Genomic DNA, 23,074 nt, shown 5'->3' on the forward strand with positions numbered 1-23,074 from the left:
AGCAGGCCGCAGCGTAGGAGTTCCCGTGTCGGCGCCGCAAGCGCTTCACGCCGGCGCCAGGTACTCCACCCGCAACTGCACCTTGCGCGACCCGTTCCACTCGTTGGCGTCGAGCCGGTAGGCGAGGTGCCAGCGGCTGCCCGCACGCGGTTCGCCGACCGTTTCGGCGAGGCCGAAGGCGATCGCGTCGAACACCGCCGCCTGCCCGGGCACGCGCACCAGCAGCTTGAGGTGGCGCTCCTTCAGCACCCGGCAGCCGGCCACCTCGAACACGCCGTCGAACAGCGGCTCGGGAAAGCCCTGCCCCCACGGCCCGGCCTCGCGCAGGCAGTCGGCGAGTTCCAGCGCGATCTCGCCGGCGCCGAGTTCGCCGTCCGACAGCAGCACGCCGCACAGATCGCCCGGCGCCAGGTGGCGGCGCACCTCGGCGTCGAAGGCGTCGCGGAAGGTCGCGTAGTGCGCCGCCGGCAGGCTCAGTCCGGCCGCCATCGCATGGCCGCCGAAACGCGTGATCAGGTCCGGTGCGCGCGCCGCCACCGCGGCGAGCGCGTCGCGGATGTGCAGCCCCGGCACCGAGCGCGCCGAGCCCTTGAGCTGGCCGTCGCGATCGGCGGCGAAGACGATGGTCGGGCGGTGGGTGCGCTCGCGCACGCGGGCGGCGAGGATGCCGATCACCCCCTGGTGCCAGGTCTCGTCGTACAGGCACAGGCCGAAGGGCAGGTCGCCGTCGAGGTCGAGGGCGTCGAGGTCGGCGAAGGCCGCGAGCTTCATCGCGTCCTCGATCTCGCGCCGCTCGCGGTTGAGCCGGTCGAGTTCGCGCGCCAGTTCGAGCGCGCGCCCCGCATCGTCGGCGAGCAGGCATTCGATGCCGAGGCTCATGTGCTCGATGCGCCCGGCGGCGTTGAGCCGCGGCGCCAGCGCGTAGCCGATGTCGGCCGTGCACAGGCGCTCGCGCGGCCGCCCGGCGACCTCGGCGAGGGCGGCGAGGCCCGGCACGCAGGCACCGGCGCGCAGGCGCCGCAGCCCCTGCTCCACCAGCACGCGGTTGACGTGATCGAGCGCCACCACGTCGGCCACGGTGCCGAAGGCCACCAGGTCGAGCAGCCGCGCCAGGTTGGGCTCGGTGATGCCGCAGGCGGTGTACCAGCCGCGCGCGCGCAGCGTCGCGCGCAGCGCGAGCATCACGTAGAAGATCACGCCGACGCCGGCCAGGCAGCGGCTCGGGAAGCCGCAGCCCGGCTGGTTGGGATTGACGATGGCATCGGCTGCCGGCAGCTCGTCGCCGGGCAGGTGATGGTCGGTGACCAGCACGCGCATGCCGCGCGCCTTCGCCGCGGCCACGCCGGCGACGCTGGCGATGCCGTTGTCGACGGTCACCAGCAGGTCGGGGCGGCGCTCGGCGGCCAGCTCGACCAGCTCCGGGGTGAGCCCGTAGCCGTGCTTCTGCCGGTCGGGCACCAGATAGTCGACGTGGCGGGCGCCGAAGGCGCGCAGCGCGCGCACCCCGAGCGCGCAGGCAGTGGCGCCGTCGGCGTCGAAGTCGGCGATGAAGAGCACCCGCGCGTCCTCGGCGAGGGCGGCGGCGAGCAGCCCGGTGGCCGCCGCCAGGCCCTTCAGCGACGTGGGCGGCGGCAGCGCGTCGAGCGCGCGGTTGAGCTCACCGGCCGAGCGCACCCCCCGCGCCGCGTAGAGGCGGGCGAGCAGCGGCGGCCCCGGCAGCTCGATTTCCTCCGGGACCGCCCGGCGCACCACCGTCGTGGTCGACACCGCGGCTCAGCCGGCGAAACGCGAGGCCGCCGGCGCGCGCCGCCAGAACCGCCAGAGCTCGCCCGCGCGCAGTTCGAGCGTGCCCGCGCCGCAGCTGGCGAGGGTGAGCGCGCGCAGCGTCCGCCGGCGCAGCGCCGCCGTCAGCGGCGCGAACCAGTCACGCTCGAGGGCACCGACCGCGGCCTCCCAGGCCCCGGCATCGCCGGCCGCGGCCGCCGGCTGCAGGGCGTCGAGCACCACCAGCGCCGAGCGCTCCCCCGCCGCCGCCCGCTGCCAGTCGTCGAAGCCGCGCGGCAGCGGGTTGAGCGCGAGGCCGGCGGCACGGGCAAGCCCGCGCGCGACCGGCGCAGCGGCGTAGACGCCGGCCGCAGGCGCGCGCAGGCCGCGCTGCGGCCACGCTCCGCCGCCCCACAGCCACAGCCCGCTGACGATCGGCAGGTGGCGCGATTCGCGCGCGATGTTCACGGCCTCGCCGTAGAACAGCATCTGCACCTCGGTCATGCGCCCGTTCCACACCGCCGCGTCGCGTCCGCGCGGCAGCAGGCGGTGGATGTCGCGGCCGCTCGCCGCGTCGAGCGGCGTCGTGCTCAGCTCGACGGGGGCCTCGAGGCGCAGGTACCAGCGCCCGGCGGCCGGGGTCAGCAGGTGCAGCCCCTCGTCGGCGTAGGTGCGGTCGAAGGCGCTCGCGAGCGCCTCGGCCTCCTCCGGCGTCGGCGGCGCGGCGTCGAGCGGGTGCAGGGTCACGCCGTGCAGGTCGGCGTGCAGGTGCACCGGGTCGGCCCGCAGCCACCAGCCGGTGCAGGCGTCGAGGCCATCGGCGGCGGCGCTGACCGCGGCCACCGGCGGCTCGCTCCCGCCCTGCCAGCCGAAGCGGCGGAACAGCTCGGCGTCGAGCGGCTCCGTGCCGGCCTCCCAGCGCCCGCGCGCGAGCAGACGCCGCAGCGCCGGCGCGCGCGGCGGCGGCGCCAGGCGCGCGGACCACTCCGGCAGCAGGCCCGGGACGAGCAGCGTCAGGTGCATGGGATGGCCCGTGGACACGGCGGCCGATGCCGCGCGCCGCCCGGGCGGCGGCGCGCGGCGCGGCGCGCTCAGTTCGAGTTGAGGTGTTCGAGGCGGATGCGGGTGACCGCGCCGGTGATCGAATCGAGCGCCTCGATGCGCGCGATGGCGCCGTTCATCTGCCGCTCGCGCACGCGCTGGGTGAGGATGATCACCGTCGCGTCGGGGCTGCCGGCCGGCGGCTCCTTCTGCAGGATCGACTCGATGCTGATGCCGGCCTCGGCGAAGATGCGCGTAACGTCGGCGAGCACGCCCGGCTTGTCGGCGGCGCGCAGGCGCAGGTAGTAGGCGGTGACGATCTCGTCGACCGGCAGCACCGGCTGGCTCGACAGCGCGTCGGGCTGGAACGCCAGGTGCGGTACGCGGTTGTTGGGGTCGGTGGTGAGGGTGCGCACGACGTCGACCAGGTCGGCGACCACCGCCGAGCCGGTGGGCTCGGCGCCGGCGCCGGCGCCGTAGTACAGCGTCGGGCCGACGGCGTCGCCCTTGACCAGCACGGCGTTCATCACGCCGTCGACGTTGGCGATCAGGCGCCGCTCCGGGATCAGCGTCGGGTGCACGCGCAGCTCGATGCCCGCGGGCGTGGCGCGGGCGAGGCCGAGGTGCTTGATGCGGTAGCCGAGCTGTTCGGCGTAGGCGACGTCCTCGCGGGTGATCCGCGAGATGCCCTCGGTGTACACCTTGTCGAACTGCAGCGGGATGCCGAAGGCGATCGAGGCAAGGATGGTCAGCTTGTGCGCGGCGTCGATGCCTTCGACGTCGAAGGTCGGGTCGGCCTCGGCGTAGCCGAGCGCCTGCGCCTCGGCGAGCACGTCGGCGAAGTCGCGGCCCTTGTCGCGCATCTCCGTCAGGATGAAGTTGCCGGTGCCGTTGATGATGCCGGCGAGCCATTCGATGCGGTTGCCGGCGAGCCCCTCGCGGATCGCCTTGATGATCGGGATGCCGCCGCCGACCGCCGCCTCGAAGGCGACCATCACGCCCTTCTCCCGCGCCAGCGCGAAGATCTCGTTGCCGTGGCGCGCGATCAGCGCCTTGTTGGCGGTGACCACGTGCTTGCCGTTGGCGATCGCCCGCAGCACCAGCGCGCGCGCCGGCTCGTATCCGCCCATCAGTTCGCACACCACCGAGATCTCGGGGTCGTCGACGACGTCCTGCGGATCGGTGGTGAACTTGATGCCCGAGGTGTCGTTGATGCTGGAGCGCAGGCTGCGCGACGCGGCGTGGGTGACGATGATGCCGCGCCCGGCGCGGCGGCTGATCTCCCCGGCGTTGCGGGCGAGCACGTTCGCCGTGCCGCTGCCCACCGTGCCCAGACCCAACAGACCGACTTTGACCGGATTCAAAATGATCCCCTTAGCGATGTTCAGGCTTTGCCGTCTTTGCGGAACATGTCACGGATGCCGCGGATGGCCTGGCGGGTACGGTGTTCGTTCTCGATCAGGCCGAAGCGCACGTGGTCGTCGCCGTAGCTGCCGAAACCGATGCCGGGCGCGACGGCGACCTTGGCGTCCTGGATGAGTTTGCGGGCGAAATCGAGCGAGCCCATCGCCTGGTACTGCGACGGGATCTTCGCCCAGACGAACATGGTCGCGCGCGGCTTCTCGACCGCCCAGCCGATGTTGTTGAGCCCGTCGCAGAGCACGTCGCGACGGGCGCGGTAGGTTTCGCGGATCTCGGCCACGCACTCCTGCGGACCCTCGAGCGCGGTGATCGCCGCGATCTGGATCGGCGCGAAGGTGCCGTAGTCCATGTACGACTTCATGCGCGCGAGGGCGTGCACCAGCGTCGGGTTGCCGCACATGAACCCCACCCGCCAGCCGGGCATGTTGTAGCTCTTCGACAGCGTGAAGAACTCGACCGCGAGCTCCTTGGCGCCCTTGACCTGCAGGATCGACGGCGCGACGTAGCCGTCGAAGGCGATGTCGGCATAGGCGAGATCGTGCACCACCCAGATGCCGTGCTCGCGGGCGATCGCCACCACGCGCTCGAAGAAGCCCAGATCGACGCACTGCGCCGTCGGGTTGCTGGGAAAGTTCAGCACCAGCATCTTCGGCTTGGGCCACGACTCGCGGATCGCGCGCTCGAGTTCCTCGAAGAAGTCCACCCCCGGCACCATCGGCACGTGGCGGACGTCGGCGCCGGCGATCACGAAGCCGTAGGGATGGATCGGATAGGCCGGGTTCGGCACCAGCACCGTGTCGCCCGGCCCCATCGTCGCCAGGGCGAGGTGGCTCAGCCCCTCCTTCGAGCCGATCGTGACGATGGCCTCGGTCTCGGGATCGAGGCTGACGTCGAAGCGGCGCTGGTACCAGCCGGCGATGGCCTTGCGCAGCCGCGGGATGCCGCGCGAGACCGAATAACGGTGGGTGTCGCCGCGCTGCGCGGCCTCGACCAGCTTGTCGACGATGTGCTGCGGCGTCGGGCGGTCCGGATTGCCCATGCCGAAGTCGATGATGTCCTCGCCACGGGCACGCGCCTTGGCCTTGAGGTCATTGACGATGTTGAAGACGTACGGCGGCAGACGGCTGATGCGCTGGAATTCTGCGTCCAAGGCGGTCACTTCGCGGCAGGGTGAGAGGACGAACCGACGTGAGCGCCGGAACATAAGCGTCGGACCTGGGGCTGTCAAACCGCGTGCCGCGCCACCTGCCGTGCGGCCCTATAATCGGCCGCCCACCCCGCCCGGAGGACACCACCATGCGCGTGAGTCTGGATTTCGAAGGCCGCCACAACGTCGTGCGCGCCTATGGTGAGGGCTACGTGACCGTGAATGCCGACACGCGGCTCGAATGCGCCTTCGTGATCTCGCCGCAGCGCCTGATCACCGACACGCTGCCGCAGCGCTTCGAGGACCTCGCCGCCGAGCATTTCGAGGCACTGATCGAGCTGCGCCCGGAAGTGGTGCTGCTCGGCACCGGCGCCCGGCAGCGCTTTCCGCACCCGCGGCTGACGCAGGCGCTGACCGCGGCGGGCATCGCGGTCGAGGTGATGAGCACCGACGCGGCCTGCCGTACCTACAACATCGTCGCCGCGGAGGGGCGCAACGCCGTCGCGCTGCTGCTGATGATCTGAGCGCGCCGCCGCGGCGCCTCAGCCATAGAGGACATCCTCCGAGAACCCCTCGGATTCGAGGATCTTGCGCAGCCGCCGCAGGGCATCGATCTGGATCTGGCGCACGCGTTCGCGGGTCACGCCGATCTCGTTGCCGACCTCCTCGAGCGTCGCGCGCTCCTTGCCGCCGAGGCCGAAACGGCGCTCGACGACGATGCGCTGCTTGTCGTTCAACTGGTCGAGCCAGAAATCGAGCTTCTGGTGCAGATCCTCGTCCTGCAGTTGCTGGAACGGGTCGGGGTTGTTGTCGTCGGGGATCGCATCGAGCAGGAAGCGGTCCTCGTCCTTGCCGATCGGCGTGTCGACCGAGGCGACCCGCTCGTTCAGGCCGAGCATGCGCTTGACCTCCGCCACCGGCTTGTCCATCGCCTGCGCGATTTCCTCGGCCGAGGGCTCGTGGTCGAGCGTCTGCGCCAGTTGCCGTGCCTGGCGCAGGTAGAGGTTGATTTCCTTGATGATGTGGATGGGCAGGCGGATCGTGCGCGTCTGGTTCATGATCGCGCGCTCGATGGTCTGGCGGATCCACCACGTCGCGTAGGTCGAGAAGCGGAAGCCGCGTTCGGGGTCGAACTTCTCGACGGCGTGGATCAGGCCGAGATTGCCCTCCTCGATCAGGTCGAGCAGCGTCAGCCCGCGGTTCATGTAGCGGCGCGAGATCTTCACGACGAGCCGCAGGTTGCTCTCGATCATCCGGTGCCGCGCCGATTCGTCCCCGGCCAGCGCGCGGCGCGCGTAGAACACCTCCTCGGCGGCCGTGAGCAGCGGCGAGTAGCCGATCTCGCCGAGGTACAGGCGCGTCGCGTCCATCTCGTCCTGGCTGAAGTCGCGGCCGTAGAGCGGCGTCTTGGTGAAGGGACGGTCATCGCCCTCCAGCCCTTCGTCGCCGTCGCCACCGAAGGCGGCCGCGACGGGGTCGTCGCTGTCGGCGTCCTCCTCGAGCAGTGCCTCGTCCTCACCGCGGGCGAAGTCCTCGGGGTCTTCTGTGAAGTCCGCGATCTCTTCGTTGGTGCGTCGCGACATGTCCGGCTCCTCGACGTTGTTCTCTGGTGGTTCGCGGGCCTTGTGCGCAGGCCCGTCGGTTCTTATGCGTTCGAGGCAGGGAGGAAACGCATCTCGTGGCAGTTGCGCGGTCCGCGCTCACCCGGAAAGGAAGCGCAGCGGATCGATCGGTCTGCCATTCTGGCGAATCTCGAAATGGAGCGCTGGGCGGTTTTCGGCGCTGCTGCCGAGTTCACCGATCGTCTGTCCCTGACCAACCTTATCACCTTCATTGACAAGGATTTTTCCCAGATAGCCGTAGGCGCTGAGCAAGGCTTCGGAGTGCTTCACGATGATAAGTCGGCCGTATCCGGGAAGTCCACTGCCCCCGTAGACCACCTCCCCGGACTTCGCCGCCACCACCGGCTGTCCCAGTTCGCCGCCGATCTGGATGCCCTTGCGGCCGGGCGTGTCGGGCTCGAAGCGCTTGATCACCTGCCCCCGCACCGGCCAGCGCCACGAGCCGCTGCGTTCGACCGCGGCGACGTCGGCCGCCGACGCCGTGCGCCGCTCCGGGTCACGTGCCGGTGCATGCACGGGCGCGCTGTCCTGGGCCACGCGCGATGGCGACACGCGCCGGGTCGTTTCGGGCGGCGTCGACGCCGCGGTGGTCGCGGGGTCGACCAGCACCAGGCGCTGCCCCGGGCGGATCAGGTTGGGGTTGCCGATGCGGTTCCAGCGCACCAGGTCCTCGAGGTCCACGCCGTAGCGCCAGGCGATCACCTGCAGGCTTTCGCCACGCGCCACCACGTGTTCCCGTGGCCGCTCGCCGAGGTCGGGCGAACTCGCACAGGCGCCCATCCAGAGCATCACCAGGCCCACGCACAGGCGCGTCGTCACCGCGCCACCGTACCCGCCGATCTTCACGCCAAACCCTCCAGCAGCGGCACGAAGGCAACCCCGCCGAGACTGCGGCTCTCGAAGCCGATGGCCTTGCGCTCCATCACCATCAATTCCTGCCGGCCCGCCGGGCCGATCGGCGCCACCAGCCGGCCGCCGACCGCGACCTGCTCGGCCAGGGCCGGCGGCACCGCGAGGCTCGCGGCGGTGATCACGATGCCCTCGAAGGGCGCGTGCTCGCGCCAGCCGAGGCTGCCGTTGCCGTGCTTGAGCCGCACGTTGCGCAGCCCGAGCGCCGCGAGCCGCTCGCGCGCGCGTTCCGCCAGGCGCTCGATGCGCTCGATGCTGTACACGCGCCCGGCCAGCGGGGCGAGCACCGCGCACTGGTAGCCCGAGCCGGTACCGACTTCGAGCACGCGCGCGGGCTTTTCGCTACGCCCGGCCAGCAGCGCCGCGGTCATCCGCGCGACCATGTACGGCTGCGAGATGGTCTGGCCGAAGCCGATCGGCAGCGCGTTGTCCTCGTAGGCGCGGCTGGCCAGCGCCTCCTCGATGAACAGGTGTCGCGGCGTGTTCAGCATCACCGTGAGCACCGCCTCGTCGTCGATGCCCATGTCGCGCAGGCGCGCGACGAGCCGCGCACGCGTGCGCGCCGAGGTCATGCCGATGCCGTCGATCACCGAGCGCTTCACAGCGTCTCCAGCCAGTGTGCGACCTGGTCGAGCGCGGTATAGCGCGTCAGGTCGACCTGGATGGGGGTCACGGAGACGTAGCCGCTGCGCACGGCATGGAAGTCGGTTCCCGGGCCGGCATCGTCCTCGGGGCCGGCGGCGCCGATCCAGTAGATCGGCCGCCCGCGCGGGTCCTCGCTGCGGATCACCGCCTCGGCGCGATGCCGGTGGCCGAGCCGGGTCGCCTGGAAACCGGCGAGGCGCTCCCACGGCAGCGCGGGGACGTTGACGTTCAGGATGGTGTCGGCCGGCAGGGGCTGGCGCCGCAGGCGCTCGACCAGGGTCACGGCCACCCGCGCGGCCGTGTCGCAGTGCTCGGGGCTGTAGGAACACAGCGACACCGCAAGCGCCGGCAGACCGAGGAAGCGCCCCTCCATCGCCGCGGCGACGGTGCCCGAGTAGAGCACGTCATCGCCCATGTTGGCGCCGGCGTTGATGCCTGACACCACCATGTCGGGTTCGTCGTCGAGCAGCCCGGTGATCGCCACGTGCACGCAGTCGGTCGGCGTGCCGTCGACGCTGCTGACGCCGTCCCCGTGCGCCACCACCGACAGCGGGCGCTTCAGGGTCAGCGAGTTGCTCGCGCCGCTGCGGTCGCGGTCGGGTGCGACGACGACGACCTCAGCGACCTCGCGCAGCGCCGCCGCCAGCGCGCGGATGCCGGGTGCCTGGTATCCATCGTCGTTGCTCACCAGTATTCTCATTCGGGGTTGTTGCTCCGGCGCCTGCGGGTCGTATCAAAACCACATCGACCGGGCAATGTCAAAGCCGCGAGCTTCGCCGCTCTCCACCCGCGATATGTGTGCCACCATGCCCGACGCCCCAGCACCCGACGACGACGAACGCCGCCTGTTCCGTGAGGCGGTGGGCGAGGTCACGCCGGTCGCCGGCGATCGCGTCGAATGGCGGCCTCCGCCGCCGCCGGCGGTGCCCCGCTCGCGGCTCGAGGACGAACGGCGCGTGCTGCACGACATGGTATCGGACTACTTCGAGCCCGCCGAGGTCGAAACCGGCGAGCACATCCACTACCTGCGCGAAGGCGTGCAGTGGACGGTCCTGCGCAAGCTGCGCCGCGGCCAGTTCAGCGTGGGCGCGCAGCTCGACCTGCACGGGCTGTCGTGGCACGAGGCCCGCACCGCGATCCACCTGTTCATCGGCCGCGTGCGGCGCGAGCGCGCGCACTGCGTGCGCATCATCCACGGCAAGGGCAACCGCTCGCAGCACCGCGGCCCGGTGCTGAAGCACAAGCTGAACGTCTACCTGCGCAAGCGCGACGACATCCTCGCCTTCTGCAGCGCCCGCCCCCACGACGGCGGCACCGGCGCGATCTACGTCCTGCTGCGCAGCCTGTGACGGACCGACAAACGAAACCGCCCGCGGACGCGGGGTCCGCGGGCGGTCCGGTGACGTCTGTGCCCGCCGGGCGGGCGCGGTCCCGGGCTCAGTAGTTGATCGGCACCAGCACGACCGGGACCTGCGCCCGCATCGTGACCTTGTGGGCGACCGAGCCGATCAGCATCTCGCCGAGCGCGGTGTGGCCGTGCGAGCCGAGCACGATCATGTCGGCGCCGGAGGCCTTCGCCTCGTTGAGGAGGGCGTCGGCGGCGGCGCCTTCGAGGATCTTCACTTCCGAGATCAGCCCGCGCACGTCCACCTCGGGGTGGTTTTCCTGGTAGGCGGCGATGCGCGCGTCGATGTTCTCGCGGATGCGGGCGACGCCGTCCTGACGGATCTGCGCGACGATGTCGGCGGGCACGTAGCTGTCGAGGGCGACGTTGGCATAGTCACCGGCGGCCTCGATCACGGTGACGACCGTGAGCTTCGCCTGGAACCTGGCCGCCAGCCCGACGGCATGATGGAAGACTTCCAGGCTGCGCGGACCGAGATCGGTCGAATACAGGATGTTGTTGATGGCATACGTCATGGCGGTCCATCCCTCCTACTTGTGAGTACGCGCTGAAGCTTAGCCGGCGGCAGGCGCGTGGACCATGCGCTGGATCACGTCGGCGCGTCCTTCGTCGCTCAGCGGGCGCCGGCCCCCTCCCGCAGACGTTTGCCGAGGCGATCGAGCACGCCGTTGACGAAGCGGTGGCTCTGCTCGGCGCCGAAGCGCTTGGCGAGTTCGATCGCCTCGTTGATCACCACCCGGTAGGGCACCTCGGCACGGTAGGCGAGTTCGTAGGCGCCGATCCACAGGATCGCCCGCTCCACCGGGTCGAGCTGCGCGAGCGGGCGGTCGACGCACGTGGCGAGCGCGGTGTCGAGCGCCTGGCAGCGCGCCGGGATCTGGTGCAGCAGCTCCTGGAAGTAGCCCACGTCGGCCTTGGACAGGTCCTGGTCGGCGATGAACTGCGCATCGATCACGCCGACGTCCTGCGCGGTCAGCTGCCACTGGTACAGCGCCTGCAGCGCGAAGCGCCGCGACCAGCTGCGCGCGCGATGGGCGGCGCCGCGCGCCTGGGCTGCGTGATCCGGGCCGCTCACGCTTGCATCACGCGCAGCAGGCTGACCATCTCCAGCACCGACAGTGCCGCCTCGGCGCCCTTGTTGCCCGCCTTGGTGCCGGCGCGTTCGATGGCCTGCTCGATGGTGTCGACGGTGAGCACGCCGAAGCCGACCGGCAGCCCCTGGTCGAGCGCCACCTTCGACAGGCCGCCGACGCACTCGCCGGCGACGTAGTCGAAGTGCGGCGTCGAGCCGCGGATCACGGCGCCGACCGCGATGATCCCGTCGTAGCGCTCGCTCGCCGCCAGGCGCTGCACCGCGAGCGGGATCTCGAAGGCCCCGGGTACATGCACCAGGGTGAGCTGGTCGGCGGCAACGCCGTGGCGCGTCAGCGCGTCGACGGCGCCGCCGATCAGGCTCTCGACGATGAAGCTGTTGAAACGTCCGGCGACGATCGCGAAGCGTGCATCCGGCGCGCGGAAGTCGCCGGAGTAGGTCTTGATGCTGTGCATGCTGGGTGTGTCCTCAGGTGGGCCCGCGCTCGTCGCCGACGGCGCGGCCCGGTTCAATGAACGTATTCGACGATGTCGAGATCGAACCCCGACAGGCCGCTGAGCCTGCGCGGGGCACCGAGCACGCGCATGCGGCGCACGCCGACGTCGAGCAGGATCTGCGCCCCGATGCCATGGGTGCGCAGCTCCTGCGCGCTGGCCGGACGGCGGTCGGTGGTGTGGCCGCTGTCGCGCAGCGACACCTCGCGGATGCGCCGCACCAGTTCGTTGTCGTCCTCGGTGCGCGCCAGCACCACCAGCACGCCGCCGCCGGGCTCGGCGGCGATGCGCTCGAGCGCATCCTGCAGCGGCCAGCCGGTGTCGCCGAGGCGCACGCCGAGCGCATCGGCCAGCGGATTGTGCACGTGCACGCGCACCAGGGTCGGGCGCTGGGGGTCGATGCCGCCGCGCACCAGCGCGAAATGCAGCCGCTTCTCGGCGATGTCGCGGTAGGCGAGCAGGCGGAAGTCGCCGAACTCGGTCGGCACGCGCGCGTCGGCGACGCGCTCGACGGTCTGTTCGTGCGCCATGCGGTAGCGGATCAGGTCGGCGATGGTGCCGATCTTCAGGCCGTGCTCGGCGGCGAACACCTTGAGGTCGGGCCCGCGCGCCATCGTGCCGTCGTCGTTGAGGATCTCGCAGATCACCGCCGCCGGCTCGACGCCCGCGAGGCGGGCGAGGTCGCAGCCGGCCTCGGTGTGGCCGGCGCGCGTCAGCACGCCGCCGGGCTGCGCCATCAGCGGGAAGATGTGGCCGGGCTGCACCAGGTCCTCGGGCCGCGCCGCCGGCGCGGCCGCGGTGCGCACGGTGTGGGCGCGGTCGTAGGCCGAGATGCCGGTGGTGACGCCCTCGGCGGCCTCGATCGAGACGGTGAAGTTGGTCGCGAACGGGGTGCCGTTGTTGCTCACCATCAGCGGCAGGCGCAGCTGCCGGCAGCGCTCGCGGGTCAGCGTGAGGCAGATCAGGCCGCGGCCGAAACGCGCCATGAAGTTGATGTCCTCGGGCCGCACCAGGCTCGCCGCCATCAGCAGGTCACCTTCGTTCTCGCGGTCCTCGTCGTCCATGATCACGACCATGCGGCCCTGGCGCAGATCCCCGAGGATGTCTTCGATCGTGTTGAATTGCATGTCGACTCGATTTCCGCGGGCCCCGGAGGGCGGCGTGGGGTTCACGGCGCGGCTGCGCCGGCGATCGTTGCACCATAACCCATGCCGGCGGCCGCGGCCGCACGACGCGGACGCAGCAGCAGCCGCCAGTCACGGCCGACCATGCGCTGGTCCAGCGCCTCGAGCGCGATGCGCTGGTCCATGCGCAGCAGCCCCGGCAGGTGGAACAGGCCGTGCGCGCCGTCGCCGAGCAGCAGCGGCGCCACGTAGAGCAGGACTTCGTCGAGCAGCCCGGCGCCGAGCAGGCCGCCGGCGAGCCGCGCGCCACACTCCACGTGCACCTCGTTGCACTCGCGCCGCGCGAGCTCGGCGCACAGCGCGACGAGGTCGATACCTGCGGCGGCGGCCGGCAGGCGCACGACCTCGGCCCCGGCCGCGCGCAGCGCGGCCGGGTCGCGTTCGCTCGCGGTGACGATCAGCACGCGCCCCGGCCGCGTGAACAGGCGCGCCTGCGGCGGCGTGCGCAGCTGCGTGTCGACCACCACCCGCAGCGGCTGGCGCCAGGTGCCGGGCAGGCGCACGTCCAGGGCCGGATCGTCGGCGAGCACCGTGCCGACGCCGGTCAGCACCGCGCAGGCGCGTGCGCGCCAGCGCTGCACGTCGGCGCGGGCCGGCGCCGCGGTGATCCACTGGCTCTCCCCGGAGGCGAGCGCGGTGCGCCCGTCCAGGCTCATCGCGAGCTTCACGCGCAGCCAGGGCCGGCCGCGTTCCATGCGACTGATGAAACCGGGGTTGAGCGCACGCGCCTCGGCTTCGAGCACGCCGCAGTCGACCGCGATGCCCGCCGTGCGCAGCCGTTCGAGCCCGCGCCCGGCGACGCGCGGGTTGGGGTCCTGCATCGCCGCGACCACGCGGGCGACGCCGGCCGCGATCAGCGCCTCGGCACACGGCGGCGTGCGGCCGTGGTGCGAGCACGGCTCCAGCGTGACGTAGGCGGTCGCACCGCGCGCCGCCGGGCCCGCCGCCGCCAGCGCCTGCACTTCCGCATGCCCGGCGCCGGCGCGCTCGTGCCAGCCCTTGCCCACCACCCGGTCGTCGCGCACCAGCACGCAGCCCACCCGCGGGTTGGGGCTGGTCGTGGTGAGTCCGTGCGCGGCGAGCTGCAGCGCGCGGGCCATGTGGCGGGTGTCGGTCGCGGTGCTCATCGGCGCGCAGCGGGGGGCATCACTCGTCGGCTCCGGCCGGCGACTGCAGGCGCTCGATCTCCTCACGAAACGCATTGACGTCCTGGAAGCTGCGGTACACCGAGGCAAAGCGCACGTAGGCGACCTGATCGAGCTCGCGCAGTTCGTCCATCATCCACTCGCCGATGCGCCGTGCCTCCAGCTCGCCGTCGCCGGCGGCGCGCACCCGCCGCAGGATGCGGTGCAGCGCGTCGTCGATGCGTTCGGAGCTGACCGGGCGCTTCTCCAGCGCCCGCAGCATGCCGGCGCGCAGCTTCTCGCCGCTGAACGGCTCGCGGCGCCCGTCGCGCTTGAGTACCCGCGGCATCACCAGTTCGGCGACCTCGAAGGTCGTGAAGCGCGCGCCGCAGGCGAGGCACTCGCGCCGCCGCCGCACGCGGTCGCCGTCGGGCGACAGGCGCGAGTCGACCACCTTGGTGTCGACCGCGCTGCAGAACGGGCAGTGCATCGGGCGCTCCGCGCTCAGGCCCCGTAGACCGGGAAGCGCCGGCACAGCGCGGCGACCTCGCCGCGCACGCGCGCGATCACCGGCTCGGCCGCCGCCTCGCCACCGCGCAGGGCGTCGAGGATGTCGCAGATCCACGTCGCCACCTGGCGCGCCTCGGCTTCGCCGAAGCCCCGCGTGGTGATCGCCGGCGAGCCGATGCGGATGCCCGAGGTCACGAACGGGCTCTGCGGGTCGTTGGGCACGGCATTCTTGTTCACGGTGATGTGCGCGGCGCCCAGCGCGGCATCGGCCGCCTTGCCGGTCAGCCCCTGCGCGACCAGGTCGAGCAGGAACAGGTGGTTCTCGGTACCGCCCGAGACCACCTTGTAGCCGCGCTCGATGCAGGTGGCGGCCATCGCCCGCGCGTTGGCGAGCACCTGGCGCTGGTAGTCGCGGAACTCCGGCTCGAGCGCTTCCTTGAACGCGACCGCCTTGGCAGCGATCACGTGCATCAGCGGCCCGCCCTGGGTGCCGGGGAACACCAGGCTCTGCAGCTTCTTCTCGATCTCGGGGTTCGCGCGCGCCAGGATCAGCCCGCCGCGCGGCCCGCGCAGGGTCTTGTGCGTGGTGGTGGTGACGACGTCGGCGAGCGGCACCGGGTTGGGGTAGAGCCCGGCGGCGACCAGCCCGGCGACGTGCGCCATGTCGACGAACAGGTACGCGCCGACGGCGTCGGCGATGGCGCGGAAGCGCGGGAAATCGAGCACCTGCGAGTACGCCGAGAAGCCGGCGACGATCATCTTCGGACGGTGCTCGCGCGCCAGGCGCTCGACCTCGTCGTAGTCGATCAGCCCCTGGTCGTCGGTGCCGTACTGCACCGCCTTGAACAGCTTGCCGGAGAAATTGACGCTGGCGCCGTGGGTCAGGTGACCACCGTGCGCGAGGCTCATGCCGAGGATGGTGTCGCCGGGCGCGCACAGAGCGAGGTACACGGCGGCGTTGGCGGAGCTGCCGGAGTGCGGCTGGACGTTGGCGTAGTCCGCACCGAACAACTGCTTGGCACGGTCGATCGCCAGCCGCTCGGCGACGTCGACGAACTCGCAGCCACCGTAGTAGCGCTTGCCGGGGTAGCCCTCGGCGTACTTGTTGGTGAGCACCGAACCCTGCGCCTCCAGCACCCGCGGGCTGGCGTAGTTCTCGGAGGCGATCAGTTCGATGTGCGCCTCCTGGCGCGCCGCCTCGGCGGTCATCGCGGCGTACAGTTCGGCGTCGTAGGCGGCGAGAGTCGTGGTCTGGCTGTACATGGGCGCCCCCCTGGAGCGTCAGGGTCGGCCAGGCGGTTGGAGCGCGCAACCCGGCCGGGCCGGCCGTGGAAAAGCGCGCGAGTGTACCGGAAATCCCGCTGCCGCGAGCCCCCCCGGCATTCCGCGCGCTGCCGTGGCAAGCCGCCGTGCCGCAGCGCCGCGCTCAGGCGTGCATCGGCGCCTCGACGAAGGCGTTGACCACGGTCGCCCAGGCCCGGCCGACGTTGCGCAGGTCGTAGCCGCCGCCGCCGACGCCGAGCAGGCGCCCCTCGGCGAACTCCTCGGCGATCGCGCACAGGCCGCGCGCGGCGCGCTGGTGCGCGCGCTGCGAATAGTGCAGGTGCGCCAGCGGGTCGCCGTCGAGGCCGTCGGCGCCGCAGTTCATGAACACGAACTGCGGCCGCCACTCGCGCAGGAAGCCCTCGACCTTGTCCCACATCATCAGGAACTCCTGGTCGCCCGACAGCGGCAGCAGGGGGATGTTGAGCTTGCGCCCCTTGGCCTCGCCCTTGCCCACCTCGTGGGGGAAGCCGGTGTTCGGGAAGTTGTAGCGGCCGTCCTCGTGGATGTCGGCGAAGATCACCCGCGGGTCGCTCTCGAAGGGGTAGAACACGCCGTCGCCGTGGTGGGCGTCGATGTCGACGTAGGCGATGCGCTCCAGCCCGTACGCCTGCTGCAGCACCTTGATCGCGATGCCGACGTCGTTGAACACGCAGAAGCCCGCCGCGGTGTCGGGCATCGCGTGGTGCAGCCCGGCGATCGGCACGAAGCCGCGCCGCGCCTCGCCGGCCATGATCCGGCGCGTGGCGTCGAGCACCGCGCCGACCACGTGCGAGGCGTGCTCGAACACCCCCTTGTAGGCGGGCGTGTCGCCGTAATCGAGCATGCCCTCGCCGGCCTCCGAGCACGCCTTGACCTTGGCGACATACGCGGGGGTGTGGAACAAGAGCAGCTGCGCCTCCGTCGCCGCCACCGAATCGTAGATGCGCACCTGGTAGTCGAGGTCGCGCCGGTGCATCTCGTCCATGAAGGCGTGGATGCGGTCCTCGCCGAACGGGTGGTCGTCGCCGAAGCCGTACCGTCCCAGCTCCTCCCCCAGGTACAAGCAAACGTTTCTGCTGCCCGCCATGCCTCCCCTCCTCCGTTCTGTCGGAACGTGTGTCGCCGCTCCGCGGCTCTTGTTTGGATTCCCGTCTGCCGCGCCCGTTGCCGGTCGCGGTCGTTTTTGTACGGCATTCCGGTGAGCGGGCACAATGACGGCCGTCAGCCGCCGCAGTGCCCGCCTCCCCCCTCATTCCCGGAGATCCCGCTTCATGAACGAACCGATCGCCCCCCGCAGCGACGTCTTTCCGAGCAACCGCCAGCCGACCGCGCGCGTCGTCGCGATGCCCGCCGACACCAACCCCTCGGGGCACATCTTCGGTGGCTGGATCATGGCGCAGATGGACGTCGCCGGTTCCATCGTCGCCGCCGAGTACGCCGGGCGGCGCGTGGTCACCGTCGCGGTGAACTCGATGGAGTTCCACAAGCCGGTGTTCGTCGGCGACCTGGTGAGCAGCTTCGCGCGCATCGAACGCGTCGGCAGGACGTCGATCACGGTGCTGGTGGAAGTCTTCGCGCAGCGCCCGCGCGAGAGCCCGGCCGGCTGCATCAAGGTCACCGAAGCGGTGATCGTCTACGTCGCGGTCGACGCTGAGGGCCGCCGCGCGCCGCTGCCGGAGCGCGACCTGGCGGTGTGGCGCAGCGTCTACGACTGAGCTTCCTCGCGCAGCGCGCGGCGCAGGATCTTGCCGACGTTGGTCTTCGGCAACTCGGTGCGGAATTCGATGATCCGCGGCACCTTGTAGCGCGTGAGGTTGGCGCGGCAGTGCTCGCGCAGGGTCTCGGCGTCGAGCGCCGGATCCTTGCGCACCACGACGAGCTTCACCACCTCGCCCGATTCGGCGTCGGGCACGCCGACCGCGGCGGCTTCGAGGACGCCCGGGTGCAGCATGGCGACGTCCTCGATCTCGTTCGGGTACACGTTGAAGCCCGACACCAGGATCATGTCCTTCTTGCGATCCACCAGGTGGACGTAGCCGCGCGCGTCGACCGAAACCATGTCGCCGGTGTGCAGGAAGCCGTCCTCGGTGAACACCGTGGCGGTCTCGTCCGGGCGCTGCCAGTAGCCCAGCATCACCTGCGGTCCGCGCACGCAGAGCTCGCCCACCTCGCCGACGGCCACCTCGACGCCGTTCTCGTCGCGCACGCTGATCTCGGTGGACGGGATCGGCAGGCCGATGCTGCCGTTGAAGTGGTCGAGGGTCAGCGGGTTGATGCACACCGCCGGGGCGGTCTCGGTGAGGCCGTAGGCCTCGATCAGGTTGCAGCCGGTCGCCGCGTGCCAGCGCTCGGCCACCGCCCGCTGCAGCGCCATGCCACCGGCGAGGCTGACGCGCAGCTCGCTGAAATCGAGCCCGGCGAAGCCGGGGGCGTTGAGCAGGGCGTTGAACAGCGTGTTGACGCCGGTGATCGCGGCGAAGCGCAGCCTGCCCAGCTCCTTGATGAAGTTGGGGATGTCGCGCGGGTTGGTGATCAGCGCGTTGCACCAGCCGAGGCGCATGAAGATCAGGCAGTTCGCCGTCAGCGAGAAGATGTGGTAGAGCGGCAGCGCCGTGATGATGGTCGCGCCGCCGCGGACGTCGCCCAGCGCCGGCTGGATCCAGGCCCCCGCCTGCTGCAGGTTGGCGATCATGTTGCGGTGCGTCAGCACCGCGCCCTTGGCGATGCCGGTGGTGCCGCCGGTGTACTGCAGGAAGGCGATGTCCTCGGGCCGCACCTCCTCGGCCGGCATCGGCGAGCTGGCGAGCGCCTGGCGCATGCGCCAGGCGCCGGGGATGTTCCAGGGCGGGATCAGCTTGCGCACGTGACGGACCACCGCGTTGACGATCCAGCGCTTCGGCAGCGGCAGCAGGTCGCCGAGCGCCGTCACCACCACGTGCCTGATCGGCGCGTGCCGGCGCGCCACTTCCAGCGTGTGCGCGAAATTCTCCAGCACCACGATCGCCTCGGCGCCCGAGTCGGCGAGCTGGTGTTCGAGTTCGCGCGCCGTGTACAGCGGATTGACGTTGACCACCACCAGGCCGGCGCGCAGCACGCCGAACAGCGCCACCGGGTACTGCAGGACGTTCGGCATCATCAGGGCCACCCGCGCGCCGCGGGCGAGGCCGAGGTTCCTGCGCAGGAAGCCGGCGAAGCGGGCGCTCAGCGCGTCGAGCTCGCCGTAGCTCAGCGCCGACCCCATGTTGCTGAAGGCGGGACGGTCGCGGTAACGCTCGCAGCTGCGGGCGAAGATCTCGTTGATCGAGCGGTAAGCCGTCACGTCGATGTCCGCCGGCACGCCGTCGGGGTACTCGTTCAGCCAGATCCTCTCCACTCGTCGTTCCTCCCCTGATCGTGTGGCTGCCGGGCGCCGGCTGCGCGCGGCTGGGCAGCGGCTGCGATGCCATCCGAAAGACTCTAGCCGGCGGCTTGACACACCACAACCATATAACTAATCTCATCGACATGTTCACCGACTACATGCGCACCATCCCGCCGGAGTGGCGGGAGCTGTCGAAGGTCTTCACCGCGCTCGGTGACGAGCACCGGCAGCGCATCCTGCTGACCTTCGAGCCCGGCGAGCGGTTGAACGTCGGGCAGATCGTCGCCGTGTCGACGCTCAGCCGCTCGGCGGTGTCGCACCACCTGCGCGTGCTGCGCGAGGCCGGTGTGCTGAACAGCTTGAAGGAAGGCAAGGAGGTCTACTTCTGGCTGAACCGCGGGACCCTGATCGACGCCTTCGAGAAGGTGCTCGCCTACATCCGCGAACAGGGCTGAGAGGCTTTTCGTTCGCCGTTACATAACCATGTAACCAGTCATGTAAACATGACTCCGGAGCCGATGCCATGCTGCGACCTGCCACCCTCACCCTGCTTGTCACCCTGCTCGGTACCGCCCCGGTGCTGGCCGAATCCGTCACCCCGAGCAACGGCTCCAACGCGATCTCGCAAGGCTCGGCGATGATCGTCGGCGGCAGCGCCACGCTGCTGGTCGACGGCGCCGACCTGGTCGTGACCGCGGCGAGCGCGATCGGCGAGCGCATCGATCTGGTCCTGCGCGGCTCGGTGCACGGCGTCGAAACCACGCTGCGCCTGTCGACGGCCGCCGCCGGTGCGGCCTCGATCGGGGTGGGCGCCGTGCTGACGGTGTCGACTGACGTCACCGGCGCCGCCCTGCTCGCCGGCGGCCGGATGGTGGCCTACGTGCCGAACGCCGTCGGCCGTTCGCTGATCTACCACGCACGGCTCGACACGGTGCGCTGACATGCGCGCGGCCCGCCTGCTCTTCATCCTGACCCTGCTCGCCGCGCCGGCCGCCCACGCCGGGCGCGGCTGCACGGAAGTCGCACCGTCGCCGGAGGCCGCCCGCAAAGCCCTGACGCTCGGCCTGCGCGTGCAGGAGTGGCTCGACGCGAGCGGCGCGCGACTCGCGCTGATCGCGCGGGTCGGCTCCGACCTGTCGGCGCATGGCCTGCGCTACAGCCACACCGGCTACGTCTGGCGCACGGCGCCGGGCGGGCCGTGGCGGGTGCGCCACCTGCTCAACCACTGCGGCACCGCGACCGCCGGCCTGTACGAGGAAGGGCTCGGCAACTTCTTTTCCGACACCCCCTTCCGCTACGAGGCCCTGCTGGCCGTCCCCGCGCCAGCGCTGCAGCAGCAGCTCGCGCGCGAACTCGGCGGGCCCCACGTCCTCGACGTGTTCGAGCCGACCTACAACATGCTGGCGAACCCCTGGGGCACGCACATGCAGAACTCCAACCAGTGGCTGCTGGAGTTCACCGCCCTTGCGCTCGCCGAGCCCGGCGTGAGCGACCGCCGCAGCGCACAGGCCTGGCTCGCGGCGCAGGGCTACGTGCCGGGCGACATCCGCGTGTCGGCGGCGGAACGGCTCGGGGCGACGCTGATGGCGGCGAACATCAGCTTCACCGACCATCCGCTCGCCACCCGGCTCGGCGGACACTACCCCGCCGTGACCGCCGAGTCGGTCGTCGACTTCCTCGCCCACCTCGACCCGAGCCTGCGCCGCGGCGTCGTCGCCCTGCCGGACCCGCTGCCCGTGAAAAACTGACGCGTTCCCACAGCGAGCGGGTTTACCGGCGAACCGCGCGGGGCCGTCGGCCTCCCCCGCGCGGAAGGCGCCGGGCCCGGCGGGGACCTGCCGGAACTGCCGAAGGTCATGGGCTGGGTGTATCGTTCGCCGCCACGCCGCGAGCACCACGGGCCCGCAGCCATGCAGCCCGCTGCCGGCTGGCGACGAGGGGCGAGCGGGTCGTGACGGCGTGGCAGGTCCCGGCGCAACCCGCCCTGCCGGCGGCATCACGATCAACGGCACAAGCATCTGATGCTCAAGACGAAGCGTCAGTCTCGAAGACCCTGCGAACACTCAGAGAAGGTTGCTCCAGCGCATGGCCCAGTACATCCGGTAACAGAATTTATTCTTTATTATCAAATTTTTGTATTAAACCAAGTTCCTGCTTAAGCAAATTTGTAGCGTTAAAACCGCCACCCTCACCCCACAGCCTCACCCTAGTTGACCCCCGGCCATGGCACACCCGGAAATCCCCGCAGCGCCTGGCGGTCGCCTTGTTACACGACGCGCTGGTCTGATCTGATGACGGTTCGCTGCACCTCGGGCCTGCTGCGTCCGTCGAGACGCGCTGCGCAGACTCGACGGACGCAGCAGGCCCGAGGTGCAGGGCGAACCGGGGCCCTTGAACACGCCGTAGAGGCACGGGATGGGCGCCCGCGAAGCCGGGACACTCGACAGGGAGGGCGAGCGGGCGACCAACGGCCTCTGCTCAACTATTTGTACCGTACTTCGGCATGAGCGCCTGTAGGGCCTGATGCGCCGTGTGCGCCACTTTCACCAACGGCCCCAGGCACGCCATCGATGGTGCTCGGGCACAAAGCGGTCGCATTCGCGCCTTTTCCTGCTCGGCCGCCAGCGCCTCCAAGTCCACCTTGACCACCATCGCCACCTTTTCCACCGCAAATTTCTCTTGCGCAATCGAGGCGCGCCTGGTTGTTAAGGTCAACCCCTGTTAACACAGAAATATATTCTCCTGGAGTAACGTCGAGCGGTAACATTAATGTTACTTCACCAGCAGACCCACCGGGCGCGCCCCTGGTGCCATCTTGGCCCCTATGTCCCCGCTCGCCATTCCCGCCAGGTCTTCCGCCTGTGCATCCTTTGGGAATTATCTCAATCAGGTATCCAAATAAATTATGACTAGAACCGGTTATTGGATCGCGACCACGCCCCGGTCCTCCATCAGTGCCTGGAGGTCCAGCTTCTCCGTCGATGCCACGCCCTCCGTCTTGACCAGCATTATTAATCGTTAAATTGCCTCCATTGATCTTTTTCGCTTTTATAATGATGATGCCAGATGCTCCGCCGGGTTTTGATTGCTGCTCTATTTTCGAGCTTCTATAGGAAACAATAGTAGGCGCGCCTTGGATGTCTAGTCGGTCATTAGCATAAATCTGAACATTATTCCCGTTTGTTATCATTTTTAGATCGCTTTTGATTTGAACTCTGGCCGCTCTGACGAACAGTGGACTCGAAAGCTCCATGATGCCTGATAGTGTATAGACGTCCGAGTGGTCCATGCCGAATTCAATGCATGCCCCACGATCTGTTGATAGCACGAATACAGGTTGTTTATCTCCACGCTCACACAGAAGCGCTATTCCCCCATCGAGAACACTTGTTCCCCTCGAAAATACATTATTGTTATAGCAGTTGGCGTTTCTATAGCTCATGTCGGTGATTTTGGGGGCGGCCTCTGGAGGTTCTCCATATGTTCTCCTCCACTCCGCGTTAAAAGCAATGGCGTTTTCACCATCATCTACGCTGCAACGAACGGCTTTTTTGTCGTCGCGTCTTATAATGCACTCGAGCGCCACTCTAGCTGAGATAGGATTTTCTTCATAGAATGAATTTAATAATGATCCGGTGTAAGAGCTACTGCGTTCTTCTTTGGAACAATTGTTGCTTTTCCATTGCTCGACCTTTGAGTTATCCCAACTGACAGTAATTGGTGTTGGTAGGCTGTAAATCGGGACCGTCGCTTCTATGCCTGCATTCAGTGCATCTGACGCGGACATCCAATTTGCAGAACATTGCATTTGTTTGAAGGCGTCAGCAGTTTTTAGGTGCTGCTCATAACCTATTTTGGTTACGATTGGGTTTTTCACAAATTCCATGCAGGGATCAGTTTCAGCGTTTATCTGGATTGGCAGCAAACCTGCTGAAGCTATCAGCAAATACCTATTACTGAGCTCTGCATGGTTAGCTAATACAAGCCAGTCTCTTTGAAGCAACCCAGAATAATCCGCTTCTTGCACCGCAGCCGTGCTACCGCCCGC

Annotated in this window: 24 protein-coding genes and 1 pseudogene; 7 read left to right on the plus strand and 18 right to left on the minus strand. The window is 69.6% G+C overall.

The window, feature by feature from the left end:
* Positions 1-45 precede the first annotated feature (45 nt).
* The 4 genes from recJ to alaC form a co-directional block, all read right to left on the minus strand.
* Positions 46-1,767: a single-stranded-DNA-specific exonuclease RecJ gene (recJ, locus tag EV699_RS06745; RefSeq protein WP_243662582.1), complete on the minus strand. Its 1,722-nt coding sequence runs from the start codon at positions 1,765-1,767 to the stop codon at positions 46-48.
* Positions 1,768-1,773: 6 nt separating this feature from the next.
* Entirely contained in the window at positions 1,774-2,787 is a 1,014-nt protein-coding gene (locus EV699_RS06750) for a hypothetical protein (RefSeq protein WP_132540445.1), read from the minus strand.
* Positions 2,788-2,855: 68 nt separating this feature from the next.
* Positions 2,856-4,169, minus strand: a complete 1,314-nt coding sequence (locus tag EV699_RS06755) for a homoserine dehydrogenase (RefSeq protein ID WP_132540448.1) — start codon at positions 4,167-4,169, stop codon at positions 2,856-2,858.
* Positions 4,170-4,189: 20 nt separating this feature from the next.
* Entirely contained in the window at positions 4,190-5,377 is a 1,188-nt protein-coding gene (gene alaC, locus EV699_RS06760) for an alanine transaminase (protein ID WP_243662583.1), read from the minus strand.
* Positions 5,378-5,523: 146 nt separating this feature from the next.
* Between alaC and EV699_RS06765 the strand changes: the two genes are divergently transcribed.
* A complete protein-coding gene (locus EV699_RS06765; RefSeq protein WP_132540454.1) occupies positions 5,524-5,898 on the plus strand; it encodes an Mth938-like domain-containing protein in 375 nt (124 codons plus the stop codon).
* Between the two features lie 18 nt (positions 5,899-5,916).
* On the opposite strand, the gene rpoS is transcribed toward EV699_RS06765, so the two are convergent.
* The 4 genes from rpoS to surE form a co-directional block, all read right to left on the minus strand.
* Entirely contained in the window at positions 5,917-6,957 is a 1,041-nt protein-coding gene (rpoS, locus tag EV699_RS06770) for an RNA polymerase sigma factor RpoS (RefSeq protein WP_132540457.1), read from the minus strand.
* Positions 6,958-7,074: 117 nt separating this feature from the next.
* Entirely contained in the window at positions 7,075-7,842 is a 768-nt protein-coding gene (locus EV699_RS06775; RefSeq protein WP_132540460.1) for a peptidoglycan DD-metalloendopeptidase family protein, read from the minus strand.
* Positions 7,839-8,477, minus strand: coding sequence for a protein-L-isoaspartate(D-aspartate) O-methyltransferase (locus EV699_RS06780; protein WP_132540547.1), 639 nt, complete (start codon positions 8,475-8,477; stop codon positions 7,839-7,841). Before EV699_RS06780 ends, EV699_RS06775 begins: the two co-directional genes overlap by 4 nt.
* A gap of 26 nt (positions 8,478-8,503) precedes the next feature.
* Positions 8,504-9,250, minus strand: a complete 747-nt coding sequence (surE, locus tag EV699_RS06785) for a 5'/3'-nucleotidase SurE (RefSeq protein ID WP_132540463.1) — start codon at positions 9,248-9,250, stop codon at positions 8,504-8,506.
* A 106-nt stretch (positions 9,251-9,356) separates the two neighbouring features.
* On the opposite strand from surE, the gene EV699_RS06790 reads away from it, so the two are divergent.
* Positions 9,357-9,899, plus strand: coding sequence for a Smr/MutS family protein (locus tag EV699_RS06790; RefSeq protein ID WP_132540466.1), 543 nt, complete (start codon positions 9,357-9,359; stop codon positions 9,897-9,899).
* An 88-nt stretch (positions 9,900-9,987) separates the two neighbouring features.
* Here the strand turns inward: EV699_RS06790 and EV699_RS06795 are convergent, their stop codons facing one another.
* From EV699_RS06795 to EV699_RS06830, 8 genes are all read right to left on the minus strand, one after another.
* Positions 9,988-10,470, minus strand: coding sequence for a universal stress protein (locus tag EV699_RS06795; RefSeq protein WP_132540469.1), 483 nt, complete (start codon positions 10,468-10,470; stop codon positions 9,988-9,990).
* Between the two features lie 98 nt (positions 10,471-10,568).
* Complete coding sequence (gene nusB / locus EV699_RS06800) at positions 10,569-11,030, minus strand: transcription antitermination factor NusB (protein WP_132540472.1); 462 nt, start codon at positions 11,028-11,030, stop codon at positions 10,569-10,571.
* Positions 11,027-11,503 (minus strand): 6,7-dimethyl-8-ribityllumazine synthase, encoded by a 477-nt coding sequence (ribH, locus tag EV699_RS06805; protein WP_132540475.1) that lies wholly within the window; start codon positions 11,501-11,503, stop codon positions 11,027-11,029. The genes nusB and ribH overlap by 4 nt, the downstream gene beginning before the upstream one ends.
* A 53-nt stretch (positions 11,504-11,556) precedes the next feature.
* Positions 11,557-12,669, minus strand: a complete 1,113-nt coding sequence (gene ribBA, locus EV699_RS06810; RefSeq protein WP_132540478.1) for a bifunctional 3,4-dihydroxy-2-butanone-4-phosphate synthase/GTP cyclohydrolase II — start codon at positions 12,667-12,669, stop codon at positions 11,557-11,559.
* Positions 12,670-12,710: 41 nt separating this feature from the next.
* The gene (gene ribD, locus EV699_RS06815) at positions 12,711-13,853 is read right to left on the minus strand and encodes a bifunctional diaminohydroxyphosphoribosylaminopyrimidine deaminase/5-amino-6-(5-phosphoribosylamino)uracil reductase RibD (RefSeq protein ID WP_132540481.1); all 1,143 of its coding nucleotides are present in this window, start codon (positions 13,851-13,853) and stop codon (positions 12,711-12,713) included.
* A gap of 19 nt (positions 13,854-13,872) precedes the next feature.
* Positions 13,873-14,340 (minus strand): transcriptional regulator NrdR, encoded by a 468-nt coding sequence (nrdR, locus tag EV699_RS06820; RefSeq protein WP_132540484.1) that lies wholly within the window; start codon positions 14,338-14,340, stop codon positions 13,873-13,875.
* A gap of 14 nt (positions 14,341-14,354) precedes the next feature.
* Positions 14,355-15,623 (minus strand): serine hydroxymethyltransferase, encoded by a 1,269-nt coding sequence (gene glyA / locus EV699_RS06825; RefSeq protein WP_132540487.1) that lies wholly within the window; start codon positions 15,621-15,623, stop codon positions 14,355-14,357.
* Positions 15,624-15,786: 163 nt separating this feature from the next.
* Entirely contained in the window at positions 15,787-16,752 is a 966-nt protein-coding gene (locus EV699_RS06830) for an arginase family protein (RefSeq protein ID WP_132540490.1), read from the minus strand.
* Between the two features lie 184 nt (positions 16,753-16,936).
* On the opposite strand from EV699_RS06830, the gene EV699_RS06835 reads away from it, so the two are divergent.
* Complete coding sequence (locus EV699_RS06835) at positions 16,937-17,380, plus strand: acyl-CoA thioesterase (RefSeq protein WP_132540493.1); 444 nt, start codon at positions 16,937-16,939, stop codon at positions 17,378-17,380.
* On the opposite strand, the gene EV699_RS06840 is transcribed toward EV699_RS06835, so the two are convergent.
* Positions 17,371-19,038: an AMP-binding protein gene (locus tag EV699_RS06840; RefSeq protein WP_132540496.1), complete on the minus strand. Its 1,668-nt coding sequence runs from the start codon at positions 19,036-19,038 to the stop codon at positions 17,371-17,373. The genes EV699_RS06835 and EV699_RS06840 overlap by 10 nt on opposite strands.
* 131 nt (positions 19,039-19,169) lie before the next feature.
* On the opposite strand from EV699_RS06840, the gene EV699_RS06845 reads away from it, so the two are divergent.
* The 4 genes from EV699_RS06845 (at position 19,170) to EV699_RS20505 (ending at position 21,533) form a co-directional block, all read left to right on the plus strand.
* The gene (locus EV699_RS06845; protein WP_207922998.1) at positions 19,170-19,481 is read left to right on the plus strand and encodes an ArsR/SmtB family transcription factor; all 312 of its coding nucleotides are present in this window, start codon (positions 19,170-19,172) and stop codon (positions 19,479-19,481) included.
* Positions 19,482-19,549: 68 nt separating this feature from the next.
* Complete coding sequence (locus EV699_RS06850; protein WP_132540499.1) at positions 19,550-19,966, plus strand: hypothetical protein; 417 nt, start codon at positions 19,550-19,552, stop codon at positions 19,964-19,966.
* A gap of 1 nt (position 19,967) precedes the next feature.
* On the plus strand, positions 19,968-20,774 hold the full coding sequence (locus EV699_RS06855) for a DUF2145 domain-containing protein (RefSeq protein ID WP_132540502.1): 807 nt from the start codon (positions 19,968-19,970) through the stop codon (positions 20,772-20,774).
* Between the two features lie 462 nt (positions 20,775-21,236).
* Positions 21,237-21,533 (plus strand): DUF4113 domain-containing protein, encoded by a 297-nt coding sequence (locus EV699_RS20505; protein WP_132540505.1) that lies wholly within the window; start codon positions 21,237-21,239, stop codon positions 21,531-21,533.
* Here the strand turns inward: EV699_RS20505 and EV699_RS19890 are convergent.
* Positions 21,509-23,074 (minus strand): annotated as a pseudogene (locus tag EV699_RS19890) (hypothetical protein); the annotation flags it as partial. The gene EV699_RS20505 and the pseudogene EV699_RS19890 overlap by 25 nt on opposite strands.

This window comes from Plasticicumulans lactativorans, from assembly GCF_004341245.1.
In the GTDB taxonomy this organism is placed as follows: domain Bacteria; phylum Pseudomonadota; class Gammaproteobacteria; order Competibacterales; family Competibacteraceae; genus Plasticicumulans_A; species Plasticicumulans_A lactativorans.

What these genes read in the sequence shown, in the direction of transcription:
- EV699_RS06780 (WP_132540547.1), bottom strand. Translation starts at nt 8,477, where the DNA reads ATGACCTCGGCGCGCACGCGTGCGCGGCTCGTCGCGCGCCTGCGCGAC.
- rpoS (WP_132540457.1), bottom strand. Translation starts at nt 6,957, where the DNA reads ATGTCGCGACGCACCAACGAAGAGATCGCGGACTTCACAGAAGACCCC.
- EV699_RS06795 (WP_132540469.1), bottom strand. Translation starts at nt 10,470, where the DNA reads ATGACGTATGCCATCAACAACATCCTGTATTCGACCGATCTCGGTCCG.
- ribH (WP_132540475.1), bottom strand. Translation starts at nt 11,503, where the DNA reads ATGCACAGCATCAAGACCTACTCCGGCGACTTCCGCGCGCCGGATGCA.
- EV699_RS06830 (WP_132540490.1), bottom strand. Translation starts at nt 16,752, where the DNA reads ATGGCGGGCAGCAGAAACGTTTGCTTGTACCTGGGGGAGGAGCTGGGA.
- ribD (WP_132540481.1), bottom strand. Translation starts at nt 13,853, where the DNA reads ATGAGCACCGCGACCGACACCCGCCACATGGCCCGCGCGCTGCAGCTC.
- nrdR (WP_132540484.1), bottom strand. Translation starts at nt 14,340, where the DNA reads ATGCACTGCCCGTTCTGCAGCGCGGTCGACACCAAGGTGGTCGACTCG.
- EV699_RS06845 (WP_207922998.1), top strand. Translation starts at nt 19,170, where the DNA reads ATGTTCACCGACTACATGCGCACCATCCCGCCGGAGTGGCGGGAGCTG.
- ribBA (WP_132540478.1), bottom strand. Translation starts at nt 12,669, where the DNA reads ATGCAATTCAACACGATCGAAGACATCCTCGGGGATCTGCGCCAGGGC.
- EV699_RS06855 (WP_132540502.1), top strand. Translation starts at nt 19,968, where the DNA reads ATGCGCGCGGCCCGCCTGCTCTTCATCCTGACCCTGCTCGCCGCGCCG.
- EV699_RS06850 (WP_132540499.1), top strand. Translation starts at nt 19,550, where the DNA reads ATGCTGCGACCTGCCACCCTCACCCTGCTTGTCACCCTGCTCGGTACC.
- surE (WP_132540463.1), bottom strand. Translation starts at nt 9,250, where the DNA reads ATGAGAATACTGGTGAGCAACGACGATGGATACCAGGCACCCGGCATC.
- EV699_RS06765 (WP_132540454.1), top strand. Translation starts at nt 5,524, where the DNA reads ATGCGCGTGAGTCTGGATTTCGAAGGCCGCCACAACGTCGTGCGCGCC.
- EV699_RS06835 (WP_132540493.1), top strand. Translation starts at nt 16,937, where the DNA reads ATGAACGAACCGATCGCCCCCCGCAGCGACGTCTTTCCGAGCAACCGC.
- glyA (WP_132540487.1), bottom strand. Translation starts at nt 15,623, where the DNA reads ATGTACAGCCAGACCACGACTCTCGCCGCCTACGACGCCGAACTGTAC.
- EV699_RS06750 (WP_132540445.1), bottom strand. Translation starts at nt 2,787, where the DNA reads ATGCACCTGACGCTGCTCGTCCCGGGCCTGCTGCCGGAGTGGTCCGCG.
- EV699_RS06790 (WP_132540466.1), top strand. Translation starts at nt 9,357, where the DNA reads ATGCCCGACGCCCCAGCACCCGACGACGACGAACGCCGCCTGTTCCGT.